General features: G+C 64.6%; 18 protein-coding genes, 1 other RNA gene and 1 pseudogene. 8 read left to right on the top strand and 12 right to left on the bottom strand.

The annotated features are described in order from the left end of the window. Window positions 1-460: 460 nt before the first annotated feature. Complete coding sequence (locus AC5P7I_RS10880; protein WP_142234593.1) at window positions 461-1,660, bottom strand: MFS transporter; 1,200 nt, start codon at window positions 1,658-1,660, stop codon at window positions 461-463. A gap of 72 nt (window positions 1,661-1,732) precedes the next feature. Between AC5P7I_RS10880 and AC5P7I_RS10875 the strand changes: the two genes are divergently transcribed. After that, entirely contained in the window at window positions 1,733-2,530 is a 798-nt protein-coding gene (locus AC5P7I_RS10875; RefSeq protein ID WP_014646814.1) for an AraC family transcriptional regulator, read from the top strand. Window positions 2,531-2,590: 60 nt separating this feature from the next. Here the strand turns inward: AC5P7I_RS10875 and dnaJ are convergent, their stop codons facing one another. The 4 genes from dnaJ to hrcA all read right to left on the bottom strand — a co-directional run bounded on the left by dnaJ (window position 2,591) and on the right by hrcA (window position 7,618). Beyond that, the gene (dnaJ, locus tag AC5P7I_RS10870) at window positions 2,591-3,715 is read right to left on the bottom strand and encodes a molecular chaperone DnaJ (RefSeq protein WP_014036853.1); all 1,125 of its coding nucleotides are present in this window, start codon (window positions 3,713-3,715) and stop codon (window positions 2,591-2,593) included. Window positions 3,716-3,869: 154 nt separating this feature from the next. Continuing rightward, complete coding sequence (gene dnaK, locus AC5P7I_RS10865) at window positions 3,870-5,792, bottom strand: molecular chaperone DnaK (RefSeq protein WP_032959111.1); 1,923 nt, start codon at window positions 5,790-5,792, stop codon at window positions 3,870-3,872. A 182-nt stretch (window positions 5,793-5,974) separates the two neighbouring features. After that, window positions 5,975-6,490 carry a nucleotide exchange factor GrpE gene (gene grpE / locus AC5P7I_RS10860; protein WP_014646812.1) on the bottom strand — a complete coding sequence of 172 codons (516 nt, stop codon included), beginning with the start codon at window positions 6,488-6,490 and terminating at the stop codon, window positions 5,975-5,977. 63 nt (window positions 6,491-6,553) lie between these two features. Continuing rightward, window positions 6,554-7,618 carry a heat-inducible transcriptional repressor HrcA gene (gene hrcA, locus AC5P7I_RS10855; protein WP_010484463.1) on the bottom strand — a complete coding sequence of 355 codons (1,065 nt, stop codon included), beginning with the start codon at window positions 7,616-7,618 and terminating at the stop codon, window positions 6,554-6,556. A 115-nt stretch (window positions 7,619-7,733) separates the two neighbouring features. On the opposite strand from hrcA, the gene recN reads away from it, so the two are divergent. Continuing rightward, window positions 7,734-9,395, top strand: a complete 1,662-nt coding sequence (recN, locus tag AC5P7I_RS10850) for a DNA repair protein RecN (protein ID WP_014646810.1) — start codon at window positions 7,734-7,736, stop codon at window positions 9,393-9,395. Between the two features lie 110 nt (window positions 9,396-9,505). Here recN and AC5P7I_RS10845 read toward each other — a convergent pair whose 3' ends face one another. Beyond that, window positions 9,506-10,423 carry a LysR family transcriptional regulator gene (locus AC5P7I_RS10845; protein WP_262087321.1) on the bottom strand — a complete coding sequence of 306 codons (918 nt, stop codon included), beginning with the start codon at window positions 10,421-10,423 and terminating at the stop codon, window positions 9,506-9,508. Between the two features lie 97 nt (window positions 10,424-10,520). On the opposite strand from AC5P7I_RS10845, the pseudogene AC5P7I_RS10840 reads away from it, so the two are divergent. Beyond that, window positions 10,521-11,747 (top strand): annotated as a pseudogene (locus AC5P7I_RS10840) (SGNH/GDSL hydrolase family protein); the annotation flags it as partial. A 145-nt stretch (window positions 11,748-11,892) separates the two neighbouring features. Here the strand turns inward: AC5P7I_RS10840 and fur are convergent. After that, window positions 11,893-12,309, bottom strand: coding sequence for a ferric iron uptake transcriptional regulator (gene fur, locus AC5P7I_RS10835; protein WP_014646807.1), 417 nt, complete (start codon window positions 12,307-12,309; stop codon window positions 11,893-11,895). 103 nt (window positions 12,310-12,412) lie between these two features. On the opposite strand from fur, the gene AC5P7I_RS10830 reads away from it, so the two are divergent. Beyond that, on the top strand, window positions 12,413-12,805 hold the full coding sequence (locus AC5P7I_RS10830) for an outer membrane protein assembly factor BamE (protein WP_014036847.1): 393 nt from the start codon (window positions 12,413-12,415) through the stop codon (window positions 12,803-12,805). A 33-nt stretch (window positions 12,806-12,838) separates the two neighbouring features. Here AC5P7I_RS10830 and AC5P7I_RS10825 read toward each other — a convergent pair whose 3' ends face one another. Together AC5P7I_RS10825 and AC5P7I_RS10820 are read right to left on the bottom strand one after the other, a co-directional pair. After that, window positions 12,839-13,096 carry an RnfH family protein gene (locus AC5P7I_RS10825; protein ID WP_014646806.1) on the bottom strand — a complete coding sequence of 86 codons (258 nt, stop codon included), beginning with the start codon at window positions 13,094-13,096 and terminating at the stop codon, window positions 12,839-12,841. A gap of 3 nt (window positions 13,097-13,099) precedes the next feature. Continuing rightward, window positions 13,100-13,525, bottom strand: coding sequence for a type II toxin-antitoxin system RatA family toxin (locus AC5P7I_RS10820; protein ID WP_032959119.1), 426 nt, complete (start codon window positions 13,523-13,525; stop codon window positions 13,100-13,102). Window positions 13,526-13,582: 57 nt separating this feature from the next. Between AC5P7I_RS10820 and smpB the strand changes: the two genes are divergently transcribed. Together smpB and AC5P7I_RS10810 are read left to right on the top strand one after the other, a co-directional pair. Beyond that, entirely contained in the window at window positions 13,583-14,086 is a 504-nt protein-coding gene (gene smpB, locus AC5P7I_RS10815; RefSeq protein ID WP_005409231.1) for an SsrA-binding protein SmpB, read from the top strand. Further along, window positions 14,083-14,514, top strand: a complete 432-nt coding sequence (locus AC5P7I_RS10810) for a GNAT family N-acetyltransferase (RefSeq protein ID WP_046430139.1) — start codon at window positions 14,083-14,085, stop codon at window positions 14,512-14,514. Before smpB ends, AC5P7I_RS10810 begins: the two co-directional genes overlap by 4 nt. Before the next feature lie 29 nt (window positions 14,515-14,543). Here the strand turns inward: AC5P7I_RS10810 and AC5P7I_RS10805 are convergent, their stop codons facing one another. Continuing rightward, window positions 14,544-15,116 (bottom strand): hypothetical protein, encoded by a 573-nt coding sequence (locus AC5P7I_RS10805; RefSeq protein WP_262087319.1) that lies wholly within the window; start codon window positions 15,114-15,116, stop codon window positions 14,544-14,546. Window positions 15,117-15,336: 220 nt separating this feature from the next. On the opposite strand from AC5P7I_RS10805, the gene ssrA reads away from it, so the two are divergent. Together ssrA and AC5P7I_RS10795 are read left to right on the top strand one after the other, a co-directional pair. Next, window positions 15,337-15,690: a transfer-messenger RNA gene (ssrA, locus tag AC5P7I_RS10800) on the top strand. Window positions 15,691-15,990: 300 nt separating this feature from the next. Further along, on the top strand, window positions 15,991-17,415 hold the full coding sequence (locus AC5P7I_RS10795; RefSeq protein WP_262087317.1) for a site-specific integrase: 1,425 nt from the start codon (window positions 15,991-15,993) through the stop codon (window positions 17,413-17,415). A gap of 484 nt (window positions 17,416-17,899) precedes the next feature. On the opposite strand, the gene AC5P7I_RS10790 is transcribed toward AC5P7I_RS10795, so the two are convergent. Continuing rightward, window positions 17,900-19,468, bottom strand: coding sequence for a MobA/MobL family protein (locus tag AC5P7I_RS10790; protein ID WP_262087315.1), 1,569 nt, complete (start codon window positions 19,466-19,468; stop codon window positions 17,900-17,902). A gap of 209 nt (window positions 19,469-19,677) precedes the next feature. Next, entirely contained in the window at window positions 19,678-21,612 is a 1,935-nt protein-coding gene (locus tag AC5P7I_RS10785; protein WP_262087313.1) for a DUF3732 domain-containing protein, read from the bottom strand. Between the last annotated feature and the right edge of the window lie 2 nt (window positions 21,613-21,614).

Below are 21,614 nucleotides of genomic sequence, written 5' to 3'. Positions count from 1 at the left end.
CCCAGCCGCTGGCGGCTGTGCGTTCGGGCGCTTGCGAAGCAGTGCTTCGCAAGCGAAGCGCCCTCACCCATGGGGGCTCGATGGCGCCATCCATGGCGCCAACGGTCCTGCCCACCCACACCGCCCCGCTTCTGACAGATTCCCGCGACTGTTGGTGGGTGCCGACCGTTGGTCGGCACATCTGTGGGATACCGAAATAAATCGGGGTCAGATCCGTTTTCCTTCGGAAAACGGATCTGACCCCAAGAGCCGTTCCGACGGATCGCAGGAAACTGTCGAAGGCGGGGTGGGTCCGGTTGCAGGGGTGTCCGCGGCATGGATGCCGCGGCCAAGCCCCCAGGGATGGGTTTACGGCGTCCCCTGCAACCGGACCCACCCCGCCAACCCACGGATAGCCCGCTTCTGCTGTTGACGTTGCCTCTGCAGGTGCAGGGCTGCAAGCCCTGCAAACCCAACCCCCTCAGTGAGCAGCAGGCCGCGATGGCGGCAGCCACGCCGCGACGATGCCGAGCAGTGGCAGGAACGCGGTCAGCTGATAGACGAATTCAATGCTGGTCCTGTCTGCCAGCATGCCCAGCACGGCCGCGCCAAGCCCGCCCATGCCGAATGCAAAGCCGAAGAACAGGCCGGACACCATGCCGATGCGGTGCGGCATCATCTCCTGCGCGTACACCACGATGGCCGAGAACGCCGAGGAGAGCACGAAGCCGATCAGCACTGCCAGCACTGTGGTCCATAGCAGATCGGCGTGCGGCAGCATCAGCGCGAACGGGGCCACGCCGAGGATCGAGGTCCAGATGATCGGCTTGCGGCCGATGCGGTCACCCAGCGGGCCGCCGAGGAAACCACCGGCGGCAGACGCCACCAGGAACGCGAACAGATGCAGTTGCGCCTGTGCCACCGGAATGCCGAAGTGGTGGATCAGGTAGAAGGTGAAGTAGCTGCCGATGCTGGCCATGTAGAAGTACTTGCTGAAGATCAGCACCAGCAGGATCGCCAGCACCTTGGCCACGGTGCGCGACGAATGCCGCGGGGCCATAGACGCGGTGTTGGCCGGACGCGGTGTGCCCAGGTGCAGTGCATACCAGCGGCCAACATAGGTCAGCAGCGCGATGCCGATCAGCGCGGCGCCGGCAAACCATGATGCGGCACGCTGGCCATACGGCACGATCACGGCCGCAGCGATCAACGGCCCCAGCGCGGTACCGAAGTTGCCACCCACCTGGAACACCGACTGCGCGAAGCCATGGCGACCGCCCGAGGCCAGCCGGGCGATGCGCGAGGCCTCCGGGTGGAAGATGGCCGAACCAATGCCGACCATCGCCGCAGCCATCAGCACCACCGCGTAGTTCGGCGCAAAGCCGAGCAGCAGCATGCCGCACAGGGTCGAGGCCATGCCGATCGGCAGCGAGTACGGTGCCGGGCGGCGGTCGGTGGCCATGCCGATCAACGGCTGGAAGATCGACGCGGTGAGCTGGTAGGTCAGCGTGATCAGGCCGATCTGGGTGAAGCTGAGGTTGAAGCCGCCCTTGATCACCGGATAGATGGCCAGGATCAGCGACTGCATCATGTCGTTGACGACATGGGAGGTGGAGATGGCGGCCAGCACGCCGGGAGCCACCGGGCGTGAGGTCGTTGCGGGAGAAGCCAGGGTCGACATGGACACAGTCAGGTTGGGGGCGAGCCACGCATGCTACGGTGGGCCCCCACTCCCTTCTGCCGCGTTCGGGTCATGGCCTATCGCAAAAAGGACACTCCCTGCCCGATCCGCGAGACCGCGCCGTGGAACGAAGTGCCGGTACACCGCCCGGTGACCAGCCGCGCCCGGCACTACCCGCCCGGTACCCACATCGCGCCACACCGGCATCGCCGTCACCAACTGGTCTTCGCCATGTCCGGCCTGATGGTGGTGCGCGCGGACGGTGGCCGCTGGGTCGTGCCCTCCACCCGCGCGATCTGGGTTCCGGCCGGCATGGTGCATGCGGTGGACTGCATCGCCGAGGTGCACATGCGCAGCCTGTACGTGGAACCGGACTTTGCACCGCAACTGCCGGATGGGGCGTTCGCAGTACAGGTGGCGCCGCTGCTGCGCGAACTACTGCTGGCGGCCAGCCTGATCGAGTCCGCGCACGTGGACGACAGCCGCGACGGTCGCGTGGTGCGCCTGCTGCTGGACGAGCTGCACCGCATGGACGTGCTGCCGCTGCACCTGCCCTCGCCCACCGACCCGCGCCTGCAGAGGATCTGCCAGCACATCCAGAAGCATCCCGCCGACGACGCCACGCTGCAGGACTGGGCCCAGGCCCTGCAGGTGGACGTGAAGACCATCCAGCGCCATTTCGCCGGCGAACTGGGCATGACCTTCGGGCAGTGGCGGCAGCAGGCGCGCCTGCTGGCCGCCCTGGAGCGGCTGGCAGTCGGCGACAAGGTCATCGATGTGGCGCTGGCGATGGGCTACGACAGCCCCAGCGCGTTCACCAGCATGTTCAAACGCCAACTGGGGCAGACGCCCGCGGCGTTTTTCCGCTGATCGCAAACGAAAACGCCGGGCATGACCCGGCGCTACCGCTCAACGCTTCGGTTGAAAAACTCAGGACGTCATCCGGTCCCAGAAGCCCTTCACGCCATCCATGAACGTCGCCGACTTCGGCGAATGCTTGCGTGCTTCCTCGCCGACAAAGGTGGCTTCGAACTGCTCCAGCAGCTTGCGCTGTTCGTTGGTGAGGTTGACCGGGGTCTCCACCACCACGCGGCAGTACAGGTCGCCCTCGCTGCGGCTGCGCACCGAACGCACGCCCTTGCCACGCAGGCGGAACAGCTTGCCGGTCTGGGTCTCGGCCGGGATGCGGATTTCCGCTTCGCCGCCGAGGGTCGCCACGCGTACGGTGTCGCCAAGCGCTGCCTGCGAGATGCGGATCGGCACTTCGCAGTGCAGGTCGTCGCCATCGCGCTGGAAGATCGCATGCTCGCGCACGCGCACTTCCACGTACAGGTCACCCGGCGGCGTACCGGCCGGACCCGCCTCACCTTCACCCTGCAGGCGGATGCGGTCGCCGGTATCGACGCCCGCCGGCACCTTCACCGACAGCACCTTGTCTTCCTCGACACGGCCGTTGCCGTGGCAGGTCTTGCAGGGCTTGGCGATGATCTGGCCACGGCCGCCGCAGTTGTGGCAGGCCTGCTGCATGGCGAAGATGCCGCGCTGGATGCGCACCTGGCCGCGGCCATGGCACACATTGCAGGTTTCGACCTTGCCGTCTTCGGAGCCACTGCCATCGCAGTCGCCGCACTCGGCCAGGGTCGGGATCTCGATGCGGCGCTCAACGCCGCGTACCGCTTCTTCCAGGTCCAGCTCCATCACGTAGCCGATGTCGGCGCCGCGACGGGCCTGGCGCGGCCCACCGCCGCCCCCGCCAAAAATGTTGCCGAAGATATCGCCGAAGATATCGTTCATGTCCGGGCCGCCCGGACCACCACCGCCCATGCCGTGCTCGAACGCGGCGTGGCCGTGGCTGTCGTACATGCGGCGCTTGTTGCCATCGGACAGCACTTCGTAGGCTTCCTTGCACTCCTTGAAGGAGGCTTCGGCCGCCGCATCACCCGGGTTGCGGTCCGGGTGGAACTTCATCGCACAGCGACGGTAGGCCTTCTTCAGCTCGTCGTCGGTGGCGGTGCGGGCAACGCCCAGCACTTCGTAGTAATCGCGCTTGCTCATATGGTGAATCTGGTTCCGGAAAGTCGGGATTCGTCAAAGCGGAAGAGCGGAACCAGGTCCGCTCTTGCGTCGGGCGCCCCGACACGCCGGTGGGCGGTCAGGACCCTGATGCGACAACGGGACGCTGATGGCCAGCGTCCCGTGTCGGTCCGGATCAGGACTTCTTGTCGTCCTTGACTTCGGTGAACTCGGCGTCGACCACGTCGTCCTGCGCCTTGCCGGCGTTGCCGGCGTCGGCACCCGGGGCACCGCCCTGGTCGGCCGAAGCAGCGGCGAACAGCGACTGGCCGGCTTCCTCCAGCACCTTCGACTTGGCTTCGATCTGTGCCTTGTCGTCACCCTTCATCGCGGTTTCCAGGTCGGCCAGGGCCGCCTCGACCTTGCCGATGACATCGCCGCCGACCTTGCTGCCGTGCTCGGTGATGGCACTGCGGGTGCCGTGGATCAGGGCATCGGCCTGATTGCGGGCCTGCACCAGCTCCTGGAACTTCTTGTCTTCTTCGCGGTTGGCTTCCGCGTCGGCGACCATGCGTGCGATCTCTTCCTCGGACAGGCCCGAACCGGCCTTGATCTCGACCTTCTGTTCCTTGTTGGTCTTCTTGTCCTTGGCCGACACGTGCAGGATGCCGTTGGCGTCGATGTCGAAGGACACTTCCACCTGCGGCAGGCCACGCGGGGCCGGCTCGATGCCGGACAGGTCGAACTTGGCCAGCGACTTGTTGAAGCGGGCCTGCTCGCGCTCACCCTGCAGCACGTGCACGGTCACGGCCGACTGGTTGTCCTCGGCGGTGGAGAACACCTGCGAGGCCTTGGTCGGGATGGTGGTGTTCTTCTCGATGATCTTGGTGAACACGCCGCCCATGGTTTCGATACCCAGCGACAGCGGGGTCACGTCCAGCAGCAGCACGTCCTTGACGTCGCCGCCCAGCACGCCGCCCTGGATCGCAGCGCCCAGTGCCACGGCTTCGTCCGGGTTGACGTCCTTGCGCGGTTCCTTGCCGAAGAACTCGGTCACCGCCTGCTGCACCTTCGGCATGCGGGTCTGGCCACCGACCAGGATCACTTCGCTGATGTCGCTCGAACGCAGGCCGGCATCGTTCAGGGCGACGCGGCACGGCTCGATCGACTTCTTGATCAGGTCTTCCACCAGCGCTTCCAGCTTGGCGCGGGTCAGCTTGATGTTCAGGTGCTTCGGACCCGAGGCGTCAGCGGTGACGTACGGCAGGTTCACTTCGGTCTGCTGGGCGCTGGACAGCTCGATCTTGGCGCGCTCGGCAGCGTCCTTCAGGCGCTGCAGGGCCAGCGGATCCTTGCGCAGGTCGATGCCCTGGTCCTTGTTGAATTCTTCAACCAGGTACTCGATGACGCGGTTGTCGAAGTCTTCGCCGCCCAGGAAGGTGTCGCCGTTGGTGGCCAGCACTTCGAACTGCTTCTCGCCGTCAACGTTGGCGATCTCGATCACCGAGACGTCGAAGGTGCCGCCGCCCAGGTCGTACACCACGATCTTGCGATCCTTGTTGTCGCCCTTGTCCAGGCCATAGGCCAGCGCGGCCGCGGTCGGCTCGTTGATGATGCGCTTGACGTCCAGGCCGGCGATGCGGCCGGCGTCCTTGGTCGCCTGGCGCTGGCTGTCGTTGAAGTAGGCCGGCACGGTGATGACCGCTTCGGTGACCTTCTCACCGAGGAAGTCCTCGGCGGTCTTCTTCATCTTTTCCAGCACCTTGGCCGAGATTTCCTGCGGCGCCATCTTCTTGCCGTCGCTGGTGGCCACCCAGGCATCGCCGTTGTCATGGGCCAGGATGCTGTACGGGACGTGGGCGATGTCCTTCTGCACTTCGGCGTCGGTGAACTTGCGGCCGATCAGGCGCTTCACCGCGTAGAAGGTGTTCTTCGGGTTGGTGACGGCCTGGCGCTTGGCCGAGGCGCCCACCAGGACTTCGCCGTCCTTGGTGTAGGCGACGATCGACGGGGTGGTGCGATCGCCTTCCGAATTCTCGATGACGCGGGCCTTGCCGCCGTCCATGATCGCCACGCACGAGTTGGTGGTGCCGAGGTCGATACCAATGATCTTGCCCATGGGGGAGACTCCTGAGGATGCTTGTTGGGGTCAGTCCGGCCGTTCGGCCGGTGGATGAATACGATGTGGGGGAGGCTCGTGGAACATTCAAGCCATCTCCCGAACGCTGTGTTTCCGGTCGCCCGGCGCGTTCAGCGTCGGGCCGGGTGACGGGACATTCCCGCCTTCCGGCCCTGGAGGGGTCAGTCGGCGGCCACCACCACCAGCGCCGGCCGCAGCAGGCGCTCGTTGAGCAGGTAACCCTTCTGGAACACGGTCACCACGCTGCCCGGGGCGGCGTCTGGGGCCGGCACCTGGCTGATGGCCTGGTGGTGTTCCGGGTTGAACGGCTGGCCGATCGGGTCCAGCAGGACCAGCCCGTTGTCGGCGGCAACCTTCAGCAGCTGCTTGTAGGTCAGCTCCAGGCCCTCGCGCAGCGGATGCGGGTCATCGCCGGCCGCCTTCAAGCCGGCATCCAGGCTGTCGAACACCGGCAGCAGCTCGCCCAGCAGCTTCTCGTTGGCGAACTTGCGGGCCTGCTCGATGTCACGGGCAACGCGCTTGCGCTGGTTCTCGAGGTCGGCGCGCTCACGCAGCGCATCGGCCTTGATCTGCTCGACCTCGGCGCGCAGGCGCTCCACTTCGTCGTTGACGCCGGCGGCGGCGGCCGCATCGGCGGCAGTCTGCTGGGATTCGATATCTGGATGTTCGTGGTTCATGTCTGGGTCCCTGGCGGTCAGTCTCCGCCTCCACCCACCCTAGTGTGGGCGGGATGCTGCGTTTCAAGCGTCGGATGTTCCAGGAGTGCGCCCGGCTGGCGAAAACGCCGCGCCGAGTACATCGGCAGTAGCCTGGACCAGCGGGATCATCCGGTCGTAGGCCATCCGCTTGGGGCCGATCACGCCCAGCACGCCCAGCACCTGGCCATTGGCCGTGTAAGGGGCAGTGACCAGCGAGACGCCCTGCAGCGGCATCATCCCGGTCTCCTCGCCGATGAAGATGCGCACGCCGGGCGCCTGGATGGTCCGCTCCAGCAGCTGCAGGATCTCCCGCTTGCTGGAGAACAGCTCGAACAGCTCGCGCAGCCGCTCCAGGTCGGACAGGTCCTGCACCCCCATCAGGCGGGTCTGGCCGGCCACCAGCATGTCATCGGCCGCCGGCTGCAGGGCCTGCTCGGCCAGCTCGATGCTGTGCGCCAGCAGCTGCTCCAGCTCCGAACGGGCATCACGCAGTTCCAGCAGCAGGCGGGTGCGGATCTCGGCCATCGGCAGGCCGGCGAAATGCGCGTTGAGGTAGTTGGCGACCTGTTCCAGCTGGCCCGGCGCGAACTCCTGGCGGGTCTCGATGACCCGGTTCTGCACCTCGTTGTCGGCGAACACCAGGATCGCCAGCACCCGGCGCCCGTCCAGCGCCACGAAATCGATCTGGCGGAACGCGAACTGCTCGCGCCGCGGGGCGCTGACCACGCCGACGAAGTGGCTCATCGCCGACAGCAGCTCCGAGGCGCTGCCAAGCAGGGCCTGGGTGCTGCCGCCGCCGGCCAGTTCCTGGCGCAGCCGGGCCAGCTCGCCTTCGCCCGGCGGCTGCATCTGCAGCAGGCTGTCGACGAACACCCGGTAGCCATGTGCGGTCGGGACGCGCCCGGCCGAGGTGTGCGGCGAAGCCAGCAGCCCCAGGTCTTCCAGGTCACCCAGGATGTTGCGGATGGTGGCCGGACTGACCTCCAGCCCGGCCACGCGCGCCAGCGTCTGCGAGCCGACCGGCTCACCGTCCTGGATGTAACGCGCGATCAGCGTGCGCAGCAGATGGCGCGCACGCGGGGCAAGCTGGTCGGGAGAACCGTGCATGGAATCAACCTGTGAGACACGGACACTAGATAATGGCGGCGGATCACCTTGGCAAGTCATTGGACCTCCCGCGCCCGCGTGCTAGCGTTGCGCGGCTGCTGACACCCCCTTACCCATGCTCAGACATCTTTCGATCAAGGATTTCGCCGTCGTCCGCGCCACCGAACTGGAGTTCGGGCCAGGCATGACCGTGGTTTCAGGCGAGACCGGCGCCGGCAAGTCACTGATGGTCGACGCGCTGGGCTTCCTGTCCGGCCTGCGCGCCGACAGCGGCGTGGTCCGCCACGGCGCCGCGCGCGCCGAGCTGTCGGCCGAGTTCGCGCTGGACCAGCTGCAGGCCGCGCGCCAGTGGCTGGCCGACAACGAGCTGGACGACGAGGAGCAGTGCCAGCTGCGCCGCGTGATCCGTGCCGATGGCGGCTCGCGGGCCTGGATCAACGGCCGCCCGGTGACCCTGGCGCAGCTGGGCGACCTGGCCTCGCTGCTGGTGGAGATCCACGGCCAGCACGAGCAGCAGGCCCTGCTGACGCGCCCTTCGCAGCTGGCCCTGCTGGATGCCTATGCCGGCAACGAGGACGAGCGCCGCCAGGTGCGCCGCGCCGCTGCGGCCTGGCAGGCGCTGGTCGATGAATCGCTGGCGCTGTCGCAGCAGGGCGACGTCAGTGACCGGATCGGCTTCCTGGAGCACCAGCTGCGCGAACTGGACCGCGAGGATCTGGAACCCGAATCGATTGCCGCACTCGGCGCCAGCCACCGCCGCCAGGCCCATGCCAGTGCCCTGCTGAGTGCCTGCCAGGCGGCCAGCAACCAGCTCAATGGCGACGACGGCAGTTCCGCGCTGGACCTGCTGCAGCAGGTGCGCCACGAGCTGTCGCGCCTGATCGAACACGACCCGCGCCTGGGCGAGGTCGACGGCCTGATCGAAAACGCCTCGATCCAGCTGCACGAAGCCCTGTCGCTGCTGGACCGCGTGCATGACGACCTCGACGCCGACCCGGAACAGTTCGAGGAGAACGAGCGTCGCCTCGGCCGCCTGCACGACCTGGCCCGCAAACACCGTGTGCCGATGGACGAACTGGGCGCGCAGCGCGAGCGCATGCACGCCGAAGTGGAACAGCTGCGTGGGGCTGACGAACGCCTGCAGCGCCTCGCCGGCGAGATCGACAAGGCCGCTGCGGCGTGGCGCGTGCAGGCCGGGCTGCTGACCGCCAGCCGCCGCGCCGCCGCTGCCGAGCTGTCGGCCACCACCACCGGCATCATCGCCGAGCTGGGCATGGGCGGCGGCCAGTTCCTGATCGAGCTGGAACCGCAGGACGCCGGCAAGCCCGACCCGCAGGGTGCCGAGCGCGTGGAATTCCTGGTGGCGGCCAATGCCGGACAGCCACCGCGTGCCCTGCGCAAGGTGGCCTCGGGTGGCGAACTGTCGCGCATCTCGCTGGCCATCGAAGTGGCCGCGCTGGACCTGGATGCAGTGCCGACCATGGTGTTCGACGAAGTCGACTCCGGCATCGGTGGCGCGGTGGCGGACATCGTCGGCCAGAAGCTGCGCGCCCTTGGCGAGAAGCGCCAGGTGCTGTGCGTGACCCACCTGCCGCAGGTCGCCTCGAAGGGCCATGCCCATTACCGGGTCAGCAAGGCCCCGGTGGAAGGCATGACCCAGAGCGCAGTGGAAAAGCTGGACAGCAAGGCGCGCGAGGAAGAACTGGCGCGCATGCTCGGCGGCGTGGAAGTGAGCAAGGAAGCGCGCGCCGCCGCACGCAAGCTGCTGCAGGTGTAACGCCGGCCGAGCCGAGCATTGGCTCGGCTTCCGCAAGGTAGTGCCGGCCGCTGGCCGGCACCCCGATGCGGGTGGATGAAGATCATGAGGTTGCCGGCCAGCGGCCGGCACTACCCCTGTGGCTGCGTCAGATCGACGCTCTCCACCAGGAAATCAAGAAACGCGCGCACCCGCAGCGGCAGGTAGCCGCCCTGCCCCAGGAACACCGCGTGCACCTCTTCCAGGTCACCGGGATTGGCGTCCTCCAGCACCGGCAGCAAGCGCCCGGCGGCAATGTCCTGCTGCACCTGGAATGCTGCCAGCCGCGCCATGCCCAGCCCACCCAGCACCAGCTGGCGCAGCGCATCGCCGTTGCTGGCGCGCGCGTTGCCACTGGGCAGCAGCATGCGTTCGCGCCCGTCCTGCAACAATGGCCAGCCCTGCATCGCGCGCGCATGGCCGATATCCAACCGGTTGTGCGACTGCAGCTCCTCGGCAGTGCGTGGCAGCCCGTGCCGCTGCGCGTAGGCCGGTGCAGCCACGATCATCATCCGCGTCGCACCCAGCCGCCGCGCCACCAGGCTGGAGCTCTTCAGTGGACCGGCCCGCACCGCCACGTCGGTGCGCTGCTCAAGCAGGTCGATCACCTCGTCATTGAGGGTCAGGTCCACGCCTACCTGCGGGTTGCGTTCGAGGAATGCCGGCAGCAGCGGCAGCAGGAAATGCTGGCCGAACGGCACGTTGGAGTTTACCCGCAGCCGTCCGCGCGGCTCGGCATGGGCACTGGCACAGCGCTCGGCCTCCTCCAGGTCGGCCAGCACGCGCAGGCCGCGCTCGTAGAACGCGCAGCCTTCCGGGGTCAGCTGCAGCTGGCGGGTGGAGCGTTGCAGCAGGCGCGTACCCAGCCGCTGCTCCAGCCGGGCCACCAGCTTGCTCACTGCTGACGGCGTCATGTCCAGGGTGCGTGCGGCGGCGGAGAAGCCACCGGTCTCGATCACCCGCACGAACACTTCCAGTTCGCCGGATCGGTTGATGTCGGGTCGCGCCATGGCGATGAATCCAGTTCACAGATGATTGTCCATACGCAGTCTAGTTCACAGATGACCCCGGAATCACCATGGCGTTCCCTCCCACCTGGATTGCCCGATGAACCGCTTGAGCCAGCTCACCGCCACCGCCCTGCTCGCCCTGTCCGGCGTCGGCAGTGCCGCATCCGCCCCGCACTGGGTCGCCAGCTGGCAGGCCAGCCCGCAACCGGTCTGGGACGCGGATTTCCTGTTCCCGACCCTGGTTCCGGCCACGCTGCAGGACCAGACCTTCCGCCAGACCGCGCGCATCAGCCTGGGCGGGTCCCGGCTGCGGGTGCGGCTGAGCAATGCCTACGGCACCCAGCCGCTGCGGATCGGGGCGGCCAGCGTGGCCGCGGGCGCGGGCGCCACCCCGCAACCGCTCAGCTTCGACGGCCAGCCTGGGGTGTTGATCGGTGCCGGTCAGGAACGGCTGAGCGATCCGCTGGCGGTGGCCACGGAAGACCACCAGGCGCTGCAGGTCAGCGTCTTCGTGCCGGGGCCGACGCCGGTGCAGGCGTTCCATTGGGACGGCCGCCAGACCAGCTGGATCGCCGGCGGCAATCAGGCCCGGGCGCGCGACCTGCAGGGTGCCAGTTCCACTACCGCACGCCTGTTCCTCACCGGGATCGAGGTCGAGGCCGCCGCCAGTGCGCGTAGCGTGGTGGTGATTGGCGACTCGATCACCGACGGCGCCACCGCCAGCCTCGACCAGGACCAGCGCTGGACCGACCATCTGGCCGCGCGTCTGGCACCGCGCGGCGTCGCGGTGGTCAACGCGGGCATTTCCGGCAATCGGCTGCTGAGCGACGGCATGGGCGAGTCGGTTCTGGCCCGCCTGCGGCGTGACGCACTGGACCAGCCCGGCGTCGCCAGCGTCATCGTGCTGATCGGCATCAACGACATCGGCTGGCCCGGTACTGCCTTCGCCCGCGCGCAGCCCCGGCCCAGCCTGCCCGAGCTGCAGGCCGGCTATCGTGCCCTGGCCGAACAGGCCCACCGGCGGGGTCTACGCATATTCGGCGCCACCCTGATGCCGTTCGCGGGCGCCCTGCCCGGCACGCCGCTGGACGACTACTACCACCCGGACAAGGAGGCCCTGCGCCAACAGCTCAATGCATGGCTGCGCAGCAACAGCCCGTTCGACGCGGTGATCGACCTGGACGCGGCGCTACGCGACCCGGCCGATCCGTCACGGATGGCCGCCGCCTACGACTCCGGCGACCACCTCCACCCGGGGGATGCCGGCAACCGGGCGATGGCCGAGGCGGTGGACCTGGAGATCCTGCTCGGTTGCAAGGGGTCAGAGCCCTTTGCTGGCGCAAAGGGATCCGACCCCGCAGAGCGCCCGGGGCCGGCCCCCTTTCCTGGAAGGGAAAGGGCCCTGACCCCGGCAACGAAAAACCCCGGGCAAGCCCGGGGTTTCGTCGCTAGCGGCTGGCCGGAACGGCCTACTTGCGCTTCTTGCGCACGTAGAGCACCAGCGAGTGTTCTTCCAGCTCATAGCCGTGATCGGCCGCGATCTTGCGCTGCAGCTCCTCGATCTCATGGCTTTCGAATTCGATGATCTTGCCGCTGTCCACGTCGACCATATGGTCGTGGTGGCCACCACGGTCCAGCTCGTAAACGGCTTGGCCACCCTCGAAATTGTGCTTGAGCACGAGGCCGGCGGCCTCGAACTGGGTCAGCACCCGGTAGACCGTCGCCAGGCCGATCTCGTCGCCATGCTCGAGCAGCTGGCGGTAGATGTCCTCGGCGGTCATGTGGTGCTGGTGGTGCTGGGCATTGCGCTGTTCGAGCAGCGCCAGGATCCGCATCCGCGGATGGGTCACCTTCAGGCCGACTTTACGCAGGTCGTGGGTTTCCATAGGTCTCCGTTCATTGGCGATTTAGCGCCAGCTGCCTCGGATTGGGTCGCGGTGGCACGCCGGGAGTGTATCATCGGTTTGATTTCCCCAACCGCCAGTCCCGATGCGCAATCTCCTGTTGGTCGCCGCCGTCGCCCTGTCCACCACCGGGTGCGGCATCATCTACAAGCAACCCATCTATCAGGGCAACCTGATCCGGGAAGATGCCGTGGCCAAGCTGCAGGTCGGGCAGAGCAAGCAGCAGGTCACCGCGCTGCTGGGCACCCCGTCCATCCCCGACCCGTTCCACGCCCAGCGCTGGGACTACACCTCCAGCCAGCGCGTGAACCGCCTCGGCCGCACCGAAGTGAAGAACTTCGTGGTGTTCTTCGAGAATGACGCCGTTACCCGCTGGGAAGGCGACTACTTCCCGGGCAACGACAAGGCCCTGGCCCAGCAGACGGTGCGCCAGTTCGGCCGCAACCTGCCGAAGGACAAGAAGAAGAAGGGCCGCTGAGGCCTGCCCGTCCGCAGGGACGGGTTGCCGGGATCAACCGCCGAGCGCGCGACGCCGGCGGTTGTCCTTGGGGTCGGCCAGCAGCGGGCGCAGCAGCTCGATGCGGTCCCCGTCCAGCAGCGCCTGCTGTGGACGGGCCAGCACGCCATGCACCGCGGCGGCCGGACAGTCGGCACTACCTTCCAGCGCAGCGGCGGCGATGGCGTCGGCCACGGTCGCTCCCTCTTCCAGCTGCAGGTGGCGCGACAGCACGCGCTCCGGCCAGGCCAGCACCACCTCGACCTCGATCATCGCTCAGCCCTCGTCGGCGACGCGGACGAAATCATTGACCATGCGATCGGCCAGTCCCTGGAAGCCGATCGCCAGGGCCGGACCGAGCAGGCGCGAGCTGGGTTCGAACTCCAGGGTCAGGGTGACCTTGCACGCATCCTCGGCCAGCGCATGGAATTCCCAGCGGCCGTGCAGCTGCTTGAACGGGCCATCGCGCAGCTGCATGTCGATGCTGTGCGGGCGCTGCAGGGTGTTTTCAGTCTGGAACCAGGTACTGAACGAGCCCAGGCCCAGGTCCAGGCGCGCCACCAGGCGGTCCTCGCCCTGCTCCAGGATCTGGGCAGCCGAGCACCAGCGGAAACGGCGCGGATAGGCCTGGACGTCGTTGACCAGGTCGAACATGCGCGCGGCCGAATGTTCGACCAGGGCGCTGCGGCGGATAGTAGGCATGAATACAGGACGTTTCGGCAATCGACCGGGCGGGCCCGAATCGGAGACAATACGGAAATGAGCAAGAACAGCGGCAAGGATAAAGCAAAGAGCGCGACGGCCAACAAAACCATCGCGTTGAACAAGCGTGCCCGCCACGAGTACCACATCGAAGAGCGCTTCGAGGCCGGCCTGGCCCTGCAGGGCTGGGAGGTGAAGTCGATCCGCGCTGGCCGCGGCAACATCATCGACGCCTACGCCTATGTGAAGCACGGCGAGATCTTCCTGATCGGCGCGCAGATCACCCCGTTGATCCAGGCCTCCACCCACGTGGTGGCCAATGACCGGCGCGAGCGCAAGCTGCTGCTGCACCGGAGCGAGATCGACAAGCTGGTCGGCAAGGTCGAGCGCGATGGCTACACGATCGTGCCCACTGCGATGTACTGGAGCAAGAACAAGATCAAGCTCGAAGTCGCGCTGGCCAAGGGCAAGCAGACCCACGACAAGCGCGATGCCGCCAAGGACCGCGACTGGGCGATCGAGAAGCAGCGTGTGATGCGTCGCGGCAACCGCGACGCATGACCGCCCCCATCGGCGCCATGGTGACTGCCAGCGCCGATGAAACGCGCACGTTGTGCGCGCGCCTGCTGGCCTTCAACCAGGCCCACGGCGGCGATTCACTCGATGAGACTCCAGTCCGCCTGGCCTGGCATGACGAGCACGGCGCGCTGCGCGGTGGTGTGCTGGCCGACGTCTGTGCCGGCTGGCTGCAGGTACATGTGCTGTGGGTGGATCCGGAACTGCGCGGGCAAGGCATCGGCCAGCGCCTGCTGGCGGAAGCAGAAGCCGCCGCGCGCCAGCTTGGCGCCCGCAACGTGATGCTGGATACCTTCGACTGGCAGGCCGAAGCTTTCTACCTGCGGCAGGGCTACACCGTCTATGGGCGGCTGCCCGATTGCCCGCCCGGGCACGAGCGGATCTACCTGCGCAAGGCGTTGCCAGGCTCCTGACCACGGCGGCTGTAGAAGCCGCCGACCGATCACCCTGCCAGCACGCCCTGCCCGCGCATGCGCGGTGCCAGCGCCGCGTGCATCACGGCCAGGTGCATCACCACTGCCAGTTCCGGCGCATGCCGGTCATCGCCGGCGCGCCACCGCTGCGCCAGCTGGGCCGCGTCGGCCGGCAGCAGGGCCAGCAGCTGGGCGTCATCCAGCGAATCGGCCGCGCCCTGGAGCTGCCGCGCCATCTGTCGCGCCTGCCATACATGCACGCCGATGCTGAGGCTGGCCAGCGACATCAGGACCACGGCCAGCCCGTGCTCGAACCATTGCGACAGCACTTCCGGCCCCCACAGCAGGGCCGCCAACACGGCCAGACCCGGCAGGCGCCAGCCCAGCCAATGGATGCGACCGCGCTGCGACCAGTGCACAACCACCGCACTGGCCACCAATGCCGCGGCCGCAGTCGCCGGCAGCTCGGTCAGCGCGGTGGCCGCAAGCGACACCGCCAGCACCACCCAGACCCAGCCGGGCGGCAGGGCGCGTCGCTGGTAGTCGGCACCGACCGGCCCGATCAGCTGCCGCAGGCTGCGTTGTTGGCTTGCATCGGTCACCCACAGTCTCCGTGTCTGTCCTGGCCCGGATGGTCGCCGCCAGTGTGTCGCAAATTCGTGCCAATGACGTTACCAATCCGCTATGCCACTGGCTCTACAACATGTTGTGGATTGCCACGGTGACTGTTCAGCTGTTTTGGCGTAGCATTGGCAGCGTTGGGCAGGCACTGGCCGTGGCGACACGTAACAGGCCTTGTACCTTGCAGAACTTGAAGAAGCCGGGGGTGCATTGGTTTCGACGGGGGTTGTGAAGTCGCCTGGCGCATGCCGAGGGGGTAGCTTTCCTCGTAAATCCAGCTGCAAAACTCTAGTTGCCAACGACGACAACTACGCTCTGGCCGCTTAAGGCCTAAGCCTCGAAACCGCTTGTGTCCATGCTCGCGGTGTAGAGTCACTATCATGGAATCGCGCTGGATGGCTGCCTGTCAGTCCGGCACTAGAACACAACAGGCTGGTTCCCGGATGCGCTTTGCGCACCGTGCTGTTCGGGGACGAGATCCAACGGTGAGCTAAGCATGTAGTGCTGGGGATGGAGTGCCTTCGGACGGCGGTTCAATTCCGCCCACCTCCACCATCTGTAAGCAGTTCAGCTGTATCTTGCTGATTCTGTTGGGTTTTGGCAGGGCGCGATACCGAAAAACGATCTTTCCAAAAGGATCTTTTGAGGTATCGCCCCTTGCCCAAGCCCTATCTTCTACGCCGACCTAGCGGACTTCATGTCCGCTTTCTTGTTCCTGTAGACCTGCGCGAGGCTATCGGCTCACGCTTCTTGGTCCGCCGCCTCCCCCCTTCTGCTGCTGACCTTGCCCGCCTCGTCGCGGCCCGCATGGCTGTGGCACTCTCCGAAGCATTCGAGCGCTGGAGAGGTAGCCGCATGGATGACAAGGATAGAGAAGACCTGCTGAAAGTCGTCGGCGGCTCCATCAACCAGTGGACCGGAAACATCCAGCTGCCGAATGGGACTAAGCTCACCGGTCTGAACGTCAATGGGCGAGAAGATGCTCAAGCACTTCTGGAAACGATCAGAGGCTTGGCGTTGCCTGGGCTCTCGGTAGTGGGACTGCCCAATGAACCCGCCAGCGCAGATTTCACGCTATCCGACCGCATCGCCCTGTATCTGGCCGACCTGAGGAATGCCAAGACCTCACCCGGCAATCTTCTAGATAGTGAGAACACGCTCATCATCTTCCAAGAAGTCGCAGGACCTGATCTGCTGATGTCGAAGGTCGGGGAAGCCCAAGTCAGAGCGTTTCTGACAGGACTCCATCACTGGCCAAGCAATGCTAGGAAGAAGAGTGACTACAAAGAGCTGACCGCGCCGCAGATCATGGCCAAGGTCAGGCAGCAGAGAGATAAGGGCATCATTGTTGCCGGTCTCTCAGATCGGACACTCGGAAAGCACCGAGACCGGCTTGCCAGCTTCTTTAACGCACAAGTGGCCAGCGGCATCATCGCGCGCTCGCCTTTGGACGGAATCAAACGGCAGAACTCGGCACAATCCGTGGCTGCCCTGCCCCGCCGCCAGTTCACGATTGAAGAGATCAACAAGATCTTTGACCCTGAGAACTTCCTGCCTTGGGCCGAAGGACGGCCTGATCGCTACTGGGGCGTGCTGCTAGCGGCAGGCACCGGGGCGCGGGTCAACGAAGTTGGTCAGCTTTATGCGGAAGATGTTGCAGAAGTGAACGGCATCTGGGGGATCCACATCCGCGCCGTCCATCGCGACCAGAAGCTGAAGAACGCCAACTCGCTGCGCTTCATCCCACTACATCCCCGCCTCTTGGATGCTGGGATCCTCACATATGCCCGTGATGTCATGGAGGCAGGCCATGAGCGCCTGTTTCCCCACCTGCCTTGGCACAAGAAGGCAGGCTACGGGGACGCCCTCGGAGATCAGTTCCGCGCCTATCTTGTGGGCTTGGGCATGATGCAGCCCGGCATGGGCTTCCACTCGTTCCGACATACTGCGAGCACCCGACTTCTCTATGCGGGGGTGCTTAGCTCTATTGCCGCTGCCATTACGGGGCACAAGGCGCATATGCCCGGCGAGCTCGGAACCTATGTTGATGTGCCCACGCTCCAATCGCGCGCAGACGCGGTAGCGCTTCTCCCCGTTCCCGAAGGTCTGCCGGTCTATCAGCCTGGAGAGGCAGCGCAGTCTCTCAGGCAAGCGCAACTCAGAGCGAAGCGGAGGGCGGTCAATGCAGCCGCACGTGAACGAAAAGCGTTCGCTCTTGCCAAAAGCGCGCACTCCACGACGCCAGCAAGTCGCGTGAGGAAGCCATCAAAGGCGTCGTAGCACCCGGGGAATTGAGGCGACAATGATTAGGCAACGCCATCAACCGCTCTTGGCGCTCAAGATTCGGGGCTGGAGCCTTGCGATCAACGCAAATGGTGGTTTTATGGAAGCTCCCCCACGTTAGGAGCTCCATATGCCCTTAGAAAGAAAGCTGGCTATCGCTAGTCGAGTGTTGTGCCCTTTGATTGCCCAAGACCGGACACGAGACACCCAGGAGCGGATCGAGGACATCATCCATGCTCTCGAAATCGCCGACGAACTGATCAACCGATGCATACACCCTAAGCCTCCGGCTGACGACCACACACTGAAACCTGCCGTTAGGGTCAGAGAAGCCATCGTAGAACGCGACCAAGTGCAGCTCAGCGACATGATCTCAGAGCGCCGTGGTGCAGTGTCCAAGCCCACTCGGGGGCCTACCTACCACTGATGGCAATGAGAGAGTTAGCTAAAGCCCCGGTTCGCCGGGGCCTTCGCTTGTCTATCAGTGCAACCGGGCTCCGGGCTCTCTGCCGGGATTCACTAGGAGCAAGGGGTCAGCTGAAATAGGGGCTGCAGGAGCGTCAGTGGGCGCATCCTCCACCGGATATCGACGCAGCAACACTTCACTCCAATTCTCCAGCTGCACCAACGACTCGCCTGTTCGACGGTTGTAGTCTTCCTGAGCCTTCGGGCCTGTGGCTTCATGGGCGCGTTGATACTCCAGGCGCCCCAGTTCGAAAGCCCGAACCCGGCGCGCTCGGCGACGCGACCAATCCGACCGAGTCAGGATCCCTGGACGTGGGTTCTGGCTTTCGAAGTTCTCCAAGGCAAATTCTGCTTGGGCCAATACATGCTGGGCACGGTCTTCAGCTTTCAGCCTACGCTTGAAGCGCAGTGCGTCCCGCTTCAACTTCTTCAGTCTTACGAGCAGCTCTTCCAAGTCGCCACGGAGCCTGGGCGCCGCGACATGAGCGGATATCAAGGCAGCACTGTTGCGCAGCAATCTGCGCGTGAATTTGAGCCTATCTCGCAGCGCCTCTATCCACGCCTCCGCCCACATCTCCAACACTTCCTTCAGGGCCTGCTTGGATGCTGTGGCCTGCGGTTGCCGATGAAGGGGCGCGGCAACCGCCTCAACCGGCATGACTTCCCTGGCCACGTTACCCAGAGGAGTCACTCCACCAGGAGACAGCATTGGTAGGTTGGCGGGGCCCAGTGGAACCTGGCGCGAGCCAACCGGCACTGCCTGATCGGATGCGGGGGCCATCAACCTGCCCTCTCCTGCCATCTGAGCCACGGCGCGATCCCAAGCAGCGCTGTTAGCCTGAGCAATTCCTTCATTGCCCTGCTTAAGGACTGTATCGGCGCCTCGGCGGTGCAAGGCAGTGGCGTCTTTGCCCATATGAAGTCCTGGAGCACGGGAAAGTTCCGCTGCTGTGAGCCCATCTCCCTGCTCTGCGGCCTCAGCCGCCTGCTCTTTCAGGCTACGGTGATCGACACGGGCCGAGACACCGGCTGCGGCCAGGTGAGCATTGATGGCTTCCCCCACCATCGCGCGAATCCATTCGACCTCCCCTCGGCCTGAAGGCCCGCCATCAAGCTCCCTTGTCTTGTCCTTCAGGCCCTCTGAATCCACCCGTCGAGTCGTAGCTAGGATGTGGACGTGGTAGTTGAGCCCGTCAGCGGTCTGCGGCTCATGGATACTGGATTGGACAGCAAACCTGTAACGCTGGACCAGACAGCGCGATATTTCGGCTGCCAGGTCTGAACGCTGCTCGCTGCTCAGTTCGTGTGGCAGCGCCACTTCGAACTCACGGGCAACGGTAGCGTCTTTGCGCCGCTCTGAAGCCTCGGCTGCAGGCCAAAGCTGCCGAGGATCGAAAGCCCAATCGGGAGCGTCGTCGGGAGCGAGGCAACGGGTCTCAACGACCCCGCCGCGCCTTCGATAGTCGTGCCGGAGACCGGTGCGGTCATCGATGATGAGCAGGCCTGCGCGATAGGCTGCTGCAGCTGTGGATGAGTGACCCTGGGCACGACTGAATGTCTTTACTCTTGTGTGATAGATGGCCATTAATGCTCCTTGTTCTGGCCCCCGCACTTGCCTTTATGCCTACGTTTTAGGCTTTGGCAAGCGCTTTTTTAGGGGGTCAAGGGGCACAGCCTCTTGCGCACGCATTGCCCGCAGGGCAATGCCTAAGTGCGCTCTTGCTCTGTCGCTTTAGGTTCGTAACAAAAAAGTTCCGCCAGCAAGCGAGCGAGCGCGTAGATCGTGGTTGCGGATTACCAGTCCAACGGAACGAGCTTCTTCCCCCGCCACTCCTCCACAAGGCACACGCCCTCTAGCTCACCCCATACTTCCTGATTAGCGTGATCTAGGACGATCACTTGCAACGCACCCTTGGCGGCCACCACGCGCTTCCCAATTTCATCGAAGATGCTTCGAACTGCCTGAATATCCTCCTGATCCACCAGTCTCTTATCTTTCTCACCCGTAACCTTATCGATCACCACTGCCGGGAAATAAACCTGACTCGGCTGATCGTAAATAATAAGACCCGGTACCGGGCTCGGGGGATGCTTGAGGAAATAGATCTGGAGCGCCAGAGTCACCGCAACGTGATACGCGAGCCAGTTGGCCCCACTGCCGATCTCCCAAAGGTAATCCATCCGCCCATTGCGAGACACCCTTACCGTGAGCTCCTTCGTATCCAGTCGCACCGGGCTGTCACCCCACTCTGCATTGAGTGATGGAATGATCGTTCCGGTGATCTGCTGAATCTCGTCAAGAATGCTGTCCAGTCGCCGTTGAAGGGCAGCCCCATTGATATTGCCATTGATCTCACTCAGCCTCTTGCGCAAGTCAGAGATTTCGCCTTCAAGCTCTGGAGACGAGTCCGACGCCTCGTACTGACTGAGCAGCTGCTGCAGACCCCCTAAGAACCTATCGATTGTGGAGGTCAGAGTAATTTCCTGCCGAGCGGCCTCAGAGCTTGCTTCGTATGCGCGAATCTCCTGCCGCACGATGGCTATCTCAGACAGCACATTCTCAGTCAGCACTCGCTGCCGCTGATACTCTGCATCTAGAGAGGTAGTAGCGAGAGGATGCGCCTGGAGCTTTGCCTCCACCTCCAATAATGCATTCGATAGCAAATCAAGTGATTTCGCAGTTTCGGATGGGAATAGCAGAGAAGCATCATTTCTTCTCTCCACCTCATCACGCATCCAAGTCGATAAAGAAATACGCTCACGTTGTATACGAAGAGCGCCAGCGTAGTCATCGCTCCCCTCGCGCAACCGCTTCAACTCCATCAACCGCTGCCGATGTCCCGATGCTTTAGCGGCCAAATCCTGCTCTCTGGCACGGAGCTCAGAAAGCACATTAAGAGTCGCCTCAATCCCCTCAACTGACGCAGACCGGCCGATGTGGTTGGCGCCTGCAATTTCCTGAAGCTCTTCCAAGATCTCTGGCCACCCAGCTGGCTGACCCTGCCGAGCCGACAGGCCAAGTTCTCGACCTTGGGTTAGCCAGCGCCGACCCTCCGAAACTCGCCTCTCAGATATAGAGCTCGCCTCTCTAAGCTCGGATTCAAGCTTCTTAAGCCTCCGGCCCAGCCTATCTGCCTCATGCCTCAGCGCAATGGTCTTGGACGTGACAGCATTCAACACATACGGAAGGACAGTTTTGAGCTTCTCCCGGTGCTCATTAGAGTCGGCCTTGTAAAAAAGAACATTCGGATTTGCAACGATGTTCTGAGGCTGGAAGACTAGAGATGTTAGATCCCTAAAGGACGGTCGAAGCTTGTAGCCATACTCAGTGTCGGGTTCGAAGTCCAACTGCGTAAGACCAGCAAGTCGATCAAGAAGTCCACGCACAGCACTAGCCGTGGTGTTGCCCTCATCCAAGCTCTGAGGCACTTCGACCTCGCCAGACTCAATAACAAACATCTCACCGGTCTGCGCTTGCTCACCCGGCTCCTTTCGCGCAAATAGCTTCTGCCCCTCCACCGTCTCAACGAGAATTCCAAACCATGAGCACTCGTCTCTAATAACACCAACGGGAACTGCACACGTCTTGGATGCCAAACAATAGTCAATTATGGGAATAACAGCTGACTTACCAGTTTTGGAAGCACCGGTTATTACATTTACCATACCAGGCTCAAATACCACCTCCCTAATTGAACCACCATTTCGCGGCCAAAGAACCAGCTTCAAGA

The sequence above is a fragment of the Stenotrophomonas sp. YJH_SMC_138 genome (genome assembly GCF_059369855.1).
The sequence above is the reverse complement of the archived record's forward strand: the minus strand, read 5'-3'. Positions and strand labels throughout refer to the sequence as shown.